This is a genomic window from Thioalkalivibrio denitrificans (assembly GCF_002000365.1).
In the GTDB taxonomy this organism is placed as follows: Bacteria; Pseudomonadota; Gammaproteobacteria; order Ectothiorhodospirales; family Ectothiorhodospiraceae; genus Thioalkalivibrio_A; species Thioalkalivibrio_A denitrificans.
On record NZ_MVBK01000001.1, the window covers coordinates 21,448 to 34,031 of the forward strand.

The window sequence follows — 12,584 nt, forward strand, 5'->3', positions numbered from 1 at the left end:
GGCCCGAACCCACTAATGTTGAAAAATTAGGGGATGAGCTGTGGATCGGAGTGAAAGGCTAAACAAGCCCGGAAATAGCTGGTTCTCCTCGAAAGCTATTTAGGTAGCGCCTCGTGTATCACTCCTGGGGGTAGAGCACTGTTATGGCTAGGGGGTCATCCCGACTTACCAAACCATTGCAAACTCCGAATACCAGGAAGTGCGAGCACGGGAGACACACGGCGGGTGCTAACATCCGTCGTGGAGAGGGAAACAACCCAGACCGCCAGCTAAGGTCCCCAAATCATGGCTCAGTGGGAAACGATGTGGGAAGGCAGAAACAGCCAGGAGGTTGGCTTAGAAGCAGCCATCCTTTAAAGAAAGCGTAATAGCTCACTGGTCGAGTCGGCCCGCGCGGAAGATTTAACGGGGCTTAAGCCATGTACCGAAGCTGCGGGAATCAGATGGCAGATTTCAGATATTAGAAATCAGAAGCAACATGGAGGTTTGATATGGATGCGAACGGATTCGAGCGCATGGAGGTTTTTCAGCGGGCATACAAGCTCTCGCTGGAAATACACCGTGCAAGTCTGAAGCTGCCCAAGGTCGAGCAATATTGTTTGGCTGCACAGATGCGTCGGGCGAGCAAGTCGATACCGGCGAATCTGGCGGAAGGATATGCCAAGCGCGCCTCTCAGGCCGAGTTCAACCGTTTCGTTCAAATGGCGATCGGTTCGGCTGACGAGATGCGGGTCTGGCTACGATATTGCGTAGATCTCGGATACATCGGAAAAGACGAGTGGACGAACTGGAAGGCCGAGTACGTCGAAGTGGCGAAAATGCTCACAGGCCTCTCAAAAGCCGCCAGTCTGAAATCTGATGTCTGATCTGAGATCTGATGTCTGAAATCTGTCATCTGATTCGGTAGAGGAGCGTTCCGTACGCCTGTGAAGGTGTGTCGAGAGGCATGCTGGAGGTATCGGAAGTGCGAATGCTGACATAAGTAACGATAATGCGGGTGAAAAACCCGCACGCCGAAAGCCCAAGGTTTCCTGCGCAACGTTAATCGGCGCAGGGTTAGTCGGCCCCTAAGGTGAGGCAGAAATGCGTAATCGATGGGAAACAGGCTAATATTCCTGTACCTCGTGATACTGCGACGGGGGGACGGAGAAGGCTAGGTCATCCGGGCGTTGGTTGTCCCGGTTCAAGCGAGTAGGGAGTGATTCCAGGAAAATCCGGTTTCACAATCCTGAGACGTGACGACGAGTTCCTACGTGGAGCGAAGTGACTGATGCCATGCTTCCAAGAAAATCCTCTAAGCTTCAGGTATCACGGGACCGTACCCGAAACCGACACAGGTGGGCAGGGTGAGAATCCCAAGGCGCTTGAGAGAACTCGGGTGAAGGAACTAGGCAAAATGGTACCGTAACTTCGGGAGAAGGTACGCCCTTGGTGGTGATGGGACTTGCTCCCTGAGCTGCTGGGGGTCGCAGAGACCAGGCCGCTGCGACTGTTTATTAAAAACACAGCACTCTGCAAACTCGAAAGAGGACGTATAGGGTGTGACGCCTGCCCGGTGCCGGAAGGTTAATTGATGGGGTTAGTCTTCGGACGAAGCTCTTGATCGAAGCCCCGGTAAACGGCGGCCGTAACTATAACGGTCCTAAGGTAGCGAAATTCCTTGTCGGGTAAGTTCCGACCTGCACGAATGGCGTAACGATGGCGGCACTGTCTCCACCCGGGACTCAGTGAAATTGAAATCGCTGTGAAGATGCAGTGTACCCGCGGCTAGACGGAAAGACCCCGTGAACCTTTACTACAGCTTCACACTGAACTTTGAACCTGCTTGTGTAGGATAGGTGGGAGGCTTTGAAGCGGCGACGCCAGTCGTCGTGGAGCCAACCTTGAAATACCACCCTGGCATGTTTGAAGTTCTAACCTAGTCCCGTTATCCGGGACAGAGACAGTGTGTGGTGGGTAGTTTGACTGGGGCGGTCTCCTCCCAAAGAGTAACGGAGGAGTGCGAAGGTACCCTCAGCGCGGTCGGAAATCGCGCACTGAGTGCAAAGGCAAAAGGGTGCTTGACTGCGAGACAGACAAGTCGAGCAGGTGCGAAAGCAGGTCTTAGTGATCCGGTGGTTCTGTATGGAAGGGCCATCGCTCAACGGATAAAAGGTACTCCGGGGATAACAGGCTGATACTGCCCAAGAGTCCATATCGACGGCAGTGTTTGGCACCTCGATGTCGGCTCATCACATCCTGGGGCTGAAGCAGGTCCCAAGGGTATGGCTGTTCGCCATTTAAAGTGGTACGCGAGCTGGGTTTAGAACGTCGTGAGACAGTTCGGTCCCTATCTGCCGTGGGCGTCGGAAATTTGAGAGGATCTGCTCCTAGTACGAGAGGACCGGAGTGGACGTACCTCTGGTGTTCCGGTTGTCACGCCAGTGGCATTGCCGGGTAGCTAAGTACGGAAGGGATAACCGCTGAAAGCATCTAAGCGGGAAGCCCACCTCAAGATGAGATTTCCCTGGACCCTCGAGGTCCCTGAAGGGCCGTCGGAGACTACGACGTTGATAGGCTGGGTGTGGAAGCGCAGTAATGTGTGAAGCTAACCAGTACTAATTGCCCGTGCGGCTTGACCATACAACCCCAAACAGTTTGGGTGTGTATGTGGCTCCAAAATCGACATGACACTGCGCCTGGATGTTTTTCCGAATTCCGTGTGACGAGATTGATCGGAACACGGTACAAGTTTGCCTGGCGGCAATGGCGAGTGGGAACCACCCGATCCCATCCCGAACTCGGAAGTGAAACCGCTCAGCGCCGATGATAGTTTGGGGCTTCCCCATGCGAAAGTAGGTCACTGCCAGGCACTTAACGCAAAACCCCGGCTGAGCAATCAGCCGGGGTTTTTTTTTGGTTTGAACCACGAAGCGCACGAAGCGCACGAAGGGCACGAAGGGTCTTGGTCAAATGATCAATTGCCTGTGTGAAACCTTGGTAATCGAGCTGGGCTTCAGTGCCCGGGAGACACTTCCGGCTTGTTCCTCTCGCAAAGCCGCGAAGCGCGCCAAGAACTTCGAAGATTGAGTAGGTTGGGGTGAGGTACGAACCCCAACATCATTGGCTGGGATCACTCACCGCATGTTGGGGTTCGTTCCTCACCCCAACCTACATGATGTTGGTTTTCTTGGCGCGCTTCGCGGCTTTGCGAGAGACATGTTCGCCGGAGCGAACGAAGCCACCACCCCTTAGGATGGCGCAGGACCTCACGGATCAGGCGAAACCCAACAGCACGAGAGCCTTTTCTTCGTGCCCTTCGTGCCCTTCGTGGTAAGAAACGCCTTTGCCGGAGAGGGGACTTCAGCGGGCCGCGGCGGAAGCATCCGCCAGGCGCTGGTAGTGGTCCATGACGCGGACGATGTAGTTCTGGGTTTCGCGGAACGGGGGGACGCCCTCGTGGCGTTGCACGGCACCGGGGCCGGCGTTGTAGGCGGCCAGAGCCAGGGTGACGTCCTGGTCGAACTGTTGCAGCATGCGATGCAGGTAGCGCACCCCACCGCGAATGTTGTCAACGGCGTCGAAGCTGTCGCGTACACCGAGTTCATCCGCGGTGCCCGGCATCAGCTGCATCAGGCCGCGAGCGCCTACGCGCGATACGGCGAAACGGTCGAAGCACGACTCGACGGTGATGACCGCCTTGACCAGTTGCGGGTCCACGCCGTAGTGGTTGGCGAAGTCATGAACGGCGGCCGTGTAGGGCTCGGCGCGCCGGGCGAGCACCGCGGGTGTGATGCCGTTGCAGGAGTGCGAGGCGGTGGGCCGCCCGTAGGAGCGGATGTAGGCGTAATCGGGCCCCATGACACGGCGATCGGTGAACAGCATCGTGCCGTCCGGTTGCCGGTGGACATGGATCTGGTTCTGGGCAAGCAGGGGCGGCGCCAGCACGAGCAGCAGCGCCAGCCCCAACGGCAGCCGGGAAATCCCGCTTCTGTGAATCAGGCGCATTGAGTTCCTCCCCTGAGCCCCTGATCATAAAGGAAATACGGACAGACCCATAAGTGTGCCCAGCCACCATCCATCCAAACCAGATGCCATGTTGTCGGATACCGCCCTGATGCAGGATGCGGCGGACCTGCTGGGCTACCTGATCGCCCGGGCCGAGCGCCCCGGTGTGACGACTGCACTGCCGCTGGCGGGGGCGCGCCTGCAGGCCGCCCGGCAGGTGCTGACCCAGTGGGGAATGATCCTGCCCGAGTCCGCCAGCGACGACCTGCGATGGCCGGCTGCCTGCCTGCCGCCCCTGGAGGTCCGGCGGATCGAGGCTGGGCTCTCCGCCGCGACGCGCAGGCGGCTTGAGGTTCACGTGCACCCCGTGGTGGATTCCACCAATGCGTGGGTGGCGGCTCTGCCCCACGGCGACCGGGTGCCTGCCTGCCTTGCGGAATACCAGACGGCCGGTCGCGGCCGGCGCGGGCGCGGCTGGCACATGCCGCCCGGTAGCGGTATCGCCATGAGCCTGCGCTGGGATGTCTCTGCCTGGACCGCACTGCCGCCCCATATCACTTTGGCGCTCGGGTTATCCGTGGCCCGGGCGCTGCACGATCTGGGCGTCACCGGCATTCGCCTGAAATGGCCCAATGACTTCCAGGTGGACGGCAGGAAGCTGGGCGGGATGCTGGTTGAGAACCGGCAGGGCGGGCAGCGAAAGCGACTGATTGTCGGGCTTGGCATCAACGTGCGCGTTCCGGGGGATACGCACATCGACCAGCCCTGGACCGATCTGGAAACGCTGTTGCCCGGGGGTTGCCCCGGGCGGGAGCACCTGGCTGCCGTGATGCTGGATACCCTGGTCCGGGAATTGTCCGGGTTTCCCGGGCGGGATCCTGCGTCGCTGCCCGGAGACTGGGCGCGGTTCGATGCATTGGCCTCGGAGCCGGTACGCGCCGAGGCTCCGGGCGGCGCCATCGAGGGCATTGCCCGGGGGATTGACCCCCACGGTCGCCTGCGGGTGGAGACGGCACAGGGTGTCGTGGCCCTGGATGCCGGCGATGTCCGGGTTCGGAGGCGCCGCGCATGAACGGGAAACTGCTCCTGGATGCCGGCAACAGCCGCCTCAAGTGGGCATTTGTGGGCGCCGGGCATGAGCCGGTCACCGGGTGTGTGCAGCCCGACGCCCGGGGTTTCGGGGAACTGGTCCGGCAGGTTGCGAATGCGGGCACTCCGGATGCGGTGGCGCTGGTCAGTGTGCGCGGCGAGCAGTTTGCGGACCAGGTCTCCGGGTGGTGCGCCGAAGCGGGATGGCCGGAACCGCTTCGCGTGAGGGCCTCCTCCGGCACCCACGGTGTGCGCCCGGCCTATGCGAACCTGGACAGCCTGGGCGCCGATCGCTACGCGGCCATGGTGGCGGCCCGCCGGCTGTTCTCGGGGCCCGTCGTCGTCGTGGATTGCGGCACCGCGGTCACCGTCGACGGCGTCGATGAGGCGGGGGCGCACGCGGGCGGCGTGATCATGCCCGGCAGGGATCTGATGCTCGACGCCCTGTCCACGGGCACGGCCGTGCTTCCCCGCGCGGAGGACCGGGAAGTCGATTTTCCGGCCGTCAACACGGTTGATGCCATTGTATCCGGGAGCACGCTCGGTCTGGTGTATGCTGTAGAGGGTATCTGCCGGCGCATGGTTGAATGTCTGGGCGGGCAGGCCGAATGCGTGCTGACCGGGGGCAATGCGGGCCTTGTCCGCGCGCACGGCACCTTGTCTTACGCGTGGCGCCCCTGGCTCGTGCTCCAGGGGGCGTATTTCATCATGGAGGGTGAGTCATGCGATCCCTGGCACTCCTGCTGATTCTGCTCAACGTCGCCTTCTTCTACTGGCACACCGCCCACCAGGAACCCGCGCCGCACCTAAACGGCTACGCCGAGGTGCAGCCGCCGTCCGGGGTGGCCCGGCTGGTTCTGCTGGACGAGCGGGAGGCCCCGGAAGCGCTGCCCGAGACGCAGCCGCGCGAAGCGCCGGAACCGGCCGTGGTCGCCGTGCCGGCGCTGATCTGCGAGACGGTGGGGCCGCTCGCCGAGCGCGAGGCCGCCGAGGCGTTGCAGGCTGCGCTGGAGGAACAGGGTGCCGCCGCCAGCCTGCGCACCGCATCGAGGGAAGTGCCCTCCACCTACTGGGTCTACCTGCCGCCACGCAGCAGCCGCGAGGCCGCACAGGACCTGGCGCGCTCGCTCACCGAACTCGGTGTCGAGGATCTTTACGTGATGGGCGAAGGCGATTTTCGCCACGGGCTGTCCCTTGGGCTGTTCTCCGAGCACGAGCGGGCCAGGCGCCGCGTCCGGGAGTTGGAGGCGCTGGGTTATTCGCCGCAGATCGAGGCCCGGTTCCGGACCCAGACCGTCTATTGGCTGGACCTGGCTGTACCCGCCGACCGGGTCGATGCGCTGGACGTACCCGAGACACTCGGTCGTATGCAACGGCCTTGCCCGGGAGAGGCCCTCCCACAGGGATGATTGCCCCTGCCGCCAACCTTGAAGTAGACTGCGAAACTACCGGGATGCACGTGAGGCCACTGGTCGAACGCGTCCAAACCCGGTGCCGCCAGGTGGGCATAACCGGCACCCATCCCGGATGCCGGCCGGTCCGCGAATGTCGGGATATTCGGCTGGCGTAGCTCAGTTGGTAGAGCAGCTGATTTGTAATCAGCGGGTCGCAGGTTCGACTCCTGTCGCCAGCTCCACTTTCCGGTGCAAGGGTTTTATTCCCGCCACCGGAGCCGAGCCAGGGACCGATCCGGATGTACCCGGATCGAGCGAGGGGGGCGTGGTGCTACACGCTTCCCTCGCTTTTTTCCTGCCCACCCTGGCCGAACTGCCTCCATCTCACAGAGAGTTGTTGGACTCATCCGACGGCTACGCCCCGTCAGAGAGATTCGCCCCACTATCTATATCAATTCCGCCGGACATGCAAGGTGTCACCATACCCCATTCTCGGTGATCCGGCACCATCTGCGCTCGATACGTCGCCTTACAAAGCGGTGAGGTTGCCCACGATATGCCGCAGCTGCTCCGTGTCGGTCTCGACATAGCTGAGAGTGGTTCGGATGTCGGTATGCCCCAGGAGCTGCTGCACGGCCTTCACGTCCGGGTTCCGGCCACGCATGAGCTCGGTGGCCACCGTGTGACGCATCCGGTGGGCAGAGATCGCGATTCCCGTAGCCCCGGAGAGGCGCCTGAAAAAGCCGTGAACGTGTGCTTCTGTCATCTCGGCCCCTTTGTACCGCTTGTAGAACAGGGTCACGTTGAAAACCTGTCGATCCAATAGTGCTGCCTGGGCCGTGATACCCGATGTCCGCATCGTGCGGTTCATGAGAAGGCGGAGATCGTCCCGGAGCAGGGTCGATAGGGGGATGGTCCATTCCCGTCGCGTCTTGCTTCCCTCTGCCGTGAGAAGGATCTCGTTGCGCGCAAAATCGATGTCACGCCAACGTAGGGAGACGAGTTGACGGAGTCGCATCCCGGAGTAATAGAAGGTTCTCAGCACGATCCGCCAAAACCAGCGGGGATACAGAGAACCAGTATCCGTTCCGCCGTCGTCCCCATAATCGTCGTTCAGTAGCGCCAGAATTGTGCGCAGGTTCTTTTCAGGGACAGTGCGCTTGCGCCGCTGGGCCGTCGGGGCGGATTTCACATAGATGAGCGGATTGGTCTCGATCCATCCCCAGAGAATCGCATAGTTCAGGAGGGCCCTGAGATGGGTGCGATAGTTGTTCCAGGTGGCCGGCGAGGCTCTCTCAAGGACCATCCGGCGCCATTCGGTCAGGAGGTCGAACGTGATCTCACCGAGAGGCAGGGTGTCCGCACCCTTGCCGCAGTCTTTGATCAGGCAGGCGATAACCTTTCGGTAGGTCCTGAGCGTTGCTGGGCGCAGGATGTTGTCCTTGAGGTAGCGCTCCAGCAAATCGGTGATGGTTGACGGGCTGATCTCGGCCCGAGCCAGAAGTTCTGCCATGGGGATGCTCCCTTTCCCGTTGTCTGACGCACAAACGTCGGAATTATACGGGAAGTGGAAAGTTTGATCCCTGGCAAATCGGAGTATAGCCCGGAACGGAGTGGTTACGCGCGAGGGGCGCTACTCCACTGAATCAGCGCGCTGCAGGTACTTGTTCGGTGCGGGAGCCGGCCCGTCGAAGATGAGGCCGGGATCCGCCACCATGAATCCCTTGATACTGGATTGGCGCCTGGGGCCGCTCACACGGTAACGGTGGATGTTGGTTCCATCCGGAAGTTTTTCGTGGAGCTTGAACTTTGCGAAGCGTTTCTGTACGTGCTCCCACGACTCACCACCGGCTTCCGACGAAAAATCCTTGAACAGCCCGGGACTCACCAGGAGCACGCCCTCGGGCACCGTGTGGACGCGGGCGTTGGCGTTGTTCACCGAAATCCGTTTGGTGACCAGCCCGTGCCGCACCCACTGGACGAACCTCACGCCCGCGTCGTTTGGATCCCGACCGTCCAGCGGATCGTTTGCGCGTGCCGGGGCTTTGGCGGATGCGATGGTGGGAACGTCCGGGCACGGGACGTTCCCAGGGAACGTCGGGTCTGGTCGTTCAAGCGAGGCCGCGTCATGGCTCGCGGCCTCCTCGTGCTTCTTTGTCGCGGGCGGTGGTTCATAAGGAGATGGAAGTGCTGCCGGCTGGGCGATAGGCCCCGGCTCATCTGTCCCCGCAACCATCTCAGCCGGACCCTGTGTCTGCTCGGCCCCCTCGTCTACGTCTGTGATCGGAATTATCTCGCCATCAAACGGGCTTGGTCGTGTCGCTGGATCGGGCCAGATCCGGTGGGCAGGGATACGGATGAGGGTGAGGTCATGGCGCCACCCGTCGCCGGCGACCGTGGCTCGCCAGATGGCGCGATCCTTGTTCGGCATCAGGATGCCGTGTTCCTGGAGCGTGTCATACACCCGGTCGTTCGATGATGGGATCCCGCTATGACCTTCGGCGGTGAGGTGCCCACGCAGGGCGTCGATGGTGCGTTTGGAGACCAGCCAGAGCTCATCGCCGACCAGCCATCCCGCCGCGCCGTTACGATTCAACGGCAGATCGCCCTCCGAGATCAGAAATCTCAATCCGGTCAGCAGACGCTCCCACAGGGACTTTGCTCGTCCCCTGACCGCGCGTTCCGAGGGCCCGGCGCAGAGGTTGGCTGCTACCGATTCGCCATCTGCCTGCAGGACAATCTGGCCCAGGATGCCGGCGTCGTCGGCAGCCCCTGAGATGGCAGCGAGCCAGCAAGAGAATACCTCAGGGTCGCTCGCGATCCAGGAGAGCGCTTCTCGGGGCAGAATATGGTGGACCAGGAGCGGGGTCGCCCGTTCGTGAAACCTGTGGCGCCTGTCGCGGCGGTACTCGACCGTGTAGGCAGTACACGCCGCCACCTGGTCCATGGGGCCGGACCAGGGGTCCCATCGGGCGAGGCGGCGCCCGTTGGAATCATAGAGGGTGACGGTCTGATCGACCGCGGGTTTGCCAAGGTCGTGGAGGAGGGCGGCTGTGGCCACCGCATAGGTCCATAGGTCGGCCAACTTCGCAATCTTCTCGGCCTCGGCGCCAGGAGGCAGAATGTGCCCCTGACGCAACCTCAGCGCCTTGGTCAGAACCTCCAGGCCATGATCCAGCATACCGCCAAGGTTCGCATGATGGTGTGCCTCTGAGGCAGGCAGCTGCTGTACAAAGCGACCGTAGCGCTCGATGGCCTGCTGCATAAGCACCGCGTAATGCTGCGGCGGAAGACTGGTCAGGGATGCAATCTGGTTCAAAATCGCCTGCCGATGGGTGGGCTGCAAAAGGCTTGCGGCCGTCTGGACCGGAATAAGGCCATCTCTCGATCCGCGACTGGGCGGGGATCGCTGGCCGCGGATTCTGCGTAGCAGGTTTCCGAGCATGGGCAGGGAAGCTAATCCCGTCCCACGGGTGACGCAATGAGAAACCGATACTTCCCCGGGGGTAGTTTCTGTGGCTTCAGCAATTACCTGGATAGGTAGGAGAGGGCTAGATCTGAAGAACTTCTCGCAGTCGTCTGATCGCGGCTTTGTGCCGGCGATTGCTCATCATTCGAATGTTGTGTAGCTTCCATTGAATTGCCGGCCACCGGTCCAGTCCTTCGAACGGTAACAGCGACCAATCCGGCTCGCCTTGTTTGATGGACAGGATAAACCGCCGCTCGTCGGCATCGAGGGCGCTCGCGGCCCACTCGAACAGCTGCGTCCGAGCGGCCTCCAGTTCCGCCAGTTCAACCGGCTCTTCGGTCATTCCGGCGAAGTGGTTGGCGAACAAGTCCTCGGTTGGTTTGCGATTCGGTTGTAGAAGCTCTGCAATCGGGCGCCGGTGACCGGCGAGGTAGGCGACAAATGCTTGGCGTATGGAATCCGGGATCGGGCCCGATGCTTGAAGATGCAAGACGTCGAAGAGGTCCCGCGGGTGCTGTCGGTCCAGCGCCGCACACAACTTACCGGCATAGAGGTCCGCTGAGTCGAGTCTTTGGACCTCGACGAAGAGCTCGTAGGCTTCCTGTGCGGCCGAGCACAGTTCGCTTGAGACCGGCGGCACCAGGCTACCGCGGATAATGACGCTCGGCTCCACCTTGATACGCGCTCCTGACTTGTCTACGAGCAGCTTGGGCGCATCGCCTTCGACAAGTTGGACATCTACGGTCGGCACAGTCCTCTTTAGCGCATTGGCGATCGTAGTGAGCTGGGCGCGAATGTCAGTCAGCGCCGCGTCGCGATCGGTCACCGGGAGGTAAGTCAGGTCGATATCGACCGAGAGTCTCGGCATGTTCCGAAGAAACAGGTTGATGGCAGTGCCGCCCTTGAGCGCGAAGTTGGGCACGCTGGCGACTGCCGGTAAACAGCGAATCAGAAGTTCGACCTGGGCTCTGTAACTATCGCGCGCTGACATTGTTGGTCCTAACCCTGTCCAGGGTCGGCGACGACCAGATCATATTTCTTGTCGAGGCGTCCGCCAGCGTGGATGGTGCGCCGGCCTGACCCGAAGTCGACTGCCGACATCTCTAGGCGCTTCAGCCACGGGTGGTTTGCTCGCTCAGCGGCATGCATGAATAGCCGCTTGGTTTTGACCGAGGTGCAGCCCTCGAGCAACTGTTGTACGACCTTTGGACGCAGAGACGTCAGCGATTCCATCACCTGGAAGGCCTCTTCGTAAGACTGCCGTTTCGGCACGAGGTACATCATCTCGAAGGCCGCGCGCTCGAGTGTCGCGACCTCGAGGCCGACCCCGTCGATCGGAAGTGTGGACGTGGTCTTCTCGCTGCCCGCGAAGACGCCGGTCGTCACGAGCGTTACCGGTCTGGACCAAGGGTGAGCCTCGAACCAAGCGGGCAATTTCGTGCCGGGACTTCCGAACAGAACGACCTCACGCGCGCCCAACGCCAAATAATGCGTATAGCCGCGCAGCTCGATGGCGCTGATGCCGCCGGGATGGACGGCGAGGCCGAGTTGGGTTTGTAGGGCGTGGACCGCACCGACCCAATCGACTGTCTCGCCGGCCCGCATGTAGGCGCCATGACCCAGTCGTTGCAGCCAGCCGGACTGGACGTACTTGTCCGCAAGCCGGCGGTCGACACCTCGGCTATTGAGCCAACGCAGCGTGGCGACCTTGCCGGCTGGCCACTGTTGTAAAAGCTGGTTTATTTTTGATCCCATTCGACTACCAGGGGGCGACATAAACGTATCAAATTAAACTATATGGCGAGGCTACCACAAGTTTATAAAATGGCGAAATAGTCGCCTATAACGCGACAAATGGGGGAAAATATGAACCATCCCTGAAGATTCGGTAAGCCCCGAGAGCGGCCCTCTCAGCACGAAATGGCTGAAGTGGCCATCTAGGCGGGCTGCCAGCTTCGGTCCAGTGGCTGCCCTCTGGAGTCTTGCCGGCGAGGCGGCCACCGATGGATTCGGCCAAACGGATCGCCCTCGGCTTTCGATGCCGCTCAGTTCTGACCTGCCGGAGTTCGCGAGGTGGCGCGCCGCACGGCTCGATGATACAAACCCTCGGTAGGTAGGGTCTATGCATCGAGTGTTTGTATCAATGGCAAGAACTCGATCGCAGCGTGAGCTTGCCCAAACTCTGCTGAAGAAGCAGGGAATCATGCGCCTGGTCGAGCTGCGCGTGGCGGCCTGACCGCGGCGACGATGAGTCGTATGGAACGGGCCGGTGAGGTCATCCGCCTGTCGCGGGGCGTCTAGTTCAGAGATATCTGCTCTCTGGCCCGGTTTCCTCACATCTGCTGGAAACCCAGTGCATGAACCCAGGCCTTTACCTGTTCAGCTAGGTCACGGGCATCAGTCGTGTAGAGGGCCCGAACTTGGACCATTTCCGGACCTTCTGTAGGATTAAGGCGGTCTCCAGGGAGAAGAGCCGCGACTATCATGCGGTATCCAGAGGAACAACCCCCGCCCCGGCGCTCCGGCCAGAGAGCGACTCGTGGTCGACCATGGCCGGCCCGGGCCGCTTTGCTCTTGAACATCAAACGGTGTTCATGTCCGTTCGCCCCGGCCACCAGGGGATGTCACTGGCGGCGTATCCTCTG

General features: G+C 61.2%; 8 protein-coding genes, 1 tRNA gene and 2 rRNA genes (1 of these 11 running past the window's edge). 6 read left to right on the forward strand and 5 right to left on the reverse strand.

The window, feature by feature from the left end:
* Both B1C78_RS00100 and rrf read left to right on the forward strand, forming a co-directional pair.
* Positions 1-2,622, forward strand: a 23S ribosomal RNA gene (locus B1C78_RS00100) (it extends 713 nt beyond the left edge of the window).
* A 113-nt stretch (positions 2,623-2,735) separates the two neighbouring features.
* Positions 2,736-2,851, forward strand: a 5S ribosomal RNA gene (rrf, locus tag B1C78_RS00105).
* A 491-nt stretch (positions 2,852-3,342) separates the two neighbouring features.
* On the opposite strand, the gene B1C78_RS00110 is transcribed toward rrf, so the two are convergent.
* Entirely contained in the window at positions 3,343-3,987 is a 645-nt protein-coding gene (locus B1C78_RS00110) for a lytic transglycosylase domain-containing protein (RefSeq protein ID WP_077277119.1), read from the reverse strand.
* Positions 3,988-4,075: 88 nt separating this feature from the next.
* Between B1C78_RS00110 and B1C78_RS00115 the strand changes: the two genes are divergently transcribed.
* The 4 genes from B1C78_RS00115 to B1C78_RS00130 all read left to right on the forward strand — a co-directional run bounded on the left by B1C78_RS00115 (position 4,076) and on the right by B1C78_RS00130 (position 6,712).
* On the forward strand, positions 4,076-5,059 hold the full coding sequence (locus B1C78_RS00115; protein WP_077277120.1) for a biotin--[acetyl-CoA-carboxylase] ligase: 984 nt from the start codon (positions 4,076-4,078) through the stop codon (positions 5,057-5,059).
* On the forward strand, positions 5,056-5,823 hold the full coding sequence (locus tag B1C78_RS00120; RefSeq protein ID WP_077277121.1) for a type III pantothenate kinase: 768 nt from the start codon (positions 5,056-5,058) through the stop codon (positions 5,821-5,823). Before B1C78_RS00115 ends, B1C78_RS00120 begins: the two co-directional genes overlap by 4 nt.
* Positions 5,799-6,485, forward strand: coding sequence for an SPOR domain-containing protein (locus B1C78_RS00125; protein ID WP_077277122.1), 687 nt, complete (start codon positions 5,799-5,801; stop codon positions 6,483-6,485). Before B1C78_RS00120 ends, B1C78_RS00125 begins: the two co-directional genes overlap by 25 nt.
* A gap of 151 nt (positions 6,486-6,636) precedes the next feature.
* Positions 6,637-6,712 (forward strand) — tRNA-Thr (locus B1C78_RS00130).
* 287 nt (positions 6,713-6,999) lie between these two features.
* On the opposite strand, the gene B1C78_RS00135 is transcribed toward B1C78_RS00130, so the two are convergent.
* The 4 genes from B1C78_RS00135 to B1C78_RS00150 all read right to left on the reverse strand — a co-directional run bounded on the left by B1C78_RS00135 (position 7,000) and on the right by B1C78_RS00150 (position 11,694).
* Positions 7,000-7,983 carry a tyrosine-type recombinase/integrase gene (locus tag B1C78_RS00135; protein WP_077277123.1) on the reverse strand — a complete coding sequence of 328 codons (984 nt, stop codon included), beginning with the start codon at positions 7,981-7,983 and terminating at the stop codon, positions 7,000-7,002.
* 120 nt (positions 7,984-8,103) lie between these two features.
* Complete coding sequence (mobH, locus tag B1C78_RS00140) at positions 8,104-9,915, reverse strand: MobH family relaxase (RefSeq protein WP_139349742.1); 1,812 nt, start codon at positions 9,913-9,915, stop codon at positions 8,104-8,106.
* Between the two features lie 106 nt (positions 9,916-10,021).
* Positions 10,022-10,930 carry a nucleotidyl transferase AbiEii/AbiGii toxin family protein gene (locus B1C78_RS00145; RefSeq protein WP_077277124.1) on the reverse strand — a complete coding sequence of 303 codons (909 nt, stop codon included), beginning with the start codon at positions 10,928-10,930 and terminating at the stop codon, positions 10,022-10,024.
* Positions 10,931-10,938: 8 nt separating this feature from the next.
* On the reverse strand, positions 10,939-11,694 hold the full coding sequence (locus tag B1C78_RS00150) for a type IV toxin-antitoxin system AbiEi family antitoxin (RefSeq protein ID WP_175628171.1): 756 nt from the start codon (positions 11,692-11,694) through the stop codon (positions 10,939-10,941).
* Positions 11,695-12,584 lie beyond the last annotated feature (890 nt).

Bases quoted from the DNA above. Each gene is read 5' to 3' on its own strand.
- B1C78_RS00110 (WP_077277119.1), bottom strand. From the start codon at position 3,987: ATGCGCCTGATTCACAGAAGCGGGATTTCCCGGCTGCCGTTGGGGCTG.
- B1C78_RS00115 (WP_077277120.1), top strand. From the start codon at position 4,076: ATGTTGTCGGATACCGCCCTGATGCAGGATGCGGCGGACCTGCTGGGC.
- B1C78_RS00120 (WP_077277121.1), top strand. From the start codon at position 5,056: ATGAACGGGAAACTGCTCCTGGATGCCGGCAACAGCCGCCTCAAGTGG.
- B1C78_RS00125 (WP_077277122.1), top strand. From the start codon at position 5,799: ATGCGATCCCTGGCACTCCTGCTGATTCTGCTCAACGTCGCCTTCTTC.
- B1C78_RS00135 (WP_077277123.1), bottom strand. From the start codon at position 7,983: ATGGCAGAACTTCTGGCTCGGGCCGAGATCAGCCCGTCAACCATCACC.
- mobH (WP_139349742.1), bottom strand. From the start codon at position 9,915: ATGCTCGGAAACCTGCTACGCAGAATCCGCGGCCAGCGATCCCCGCCC.
- B1C78_RS00145 (WP_077277124.1), bottom strand. From the start codon at position 10,930: ATGTCAGCGCGCGATAGTTACAGAGCCCAGGTCGAACTTCTGATTCGC.
- B1C78_RS00150 (WP_175628171.1), bottom strand. From the start codon at position 11,694: ATGGGATCAAAAATAAACCAGCTTTTACAACAGTGGCCAGCCGGCAAG.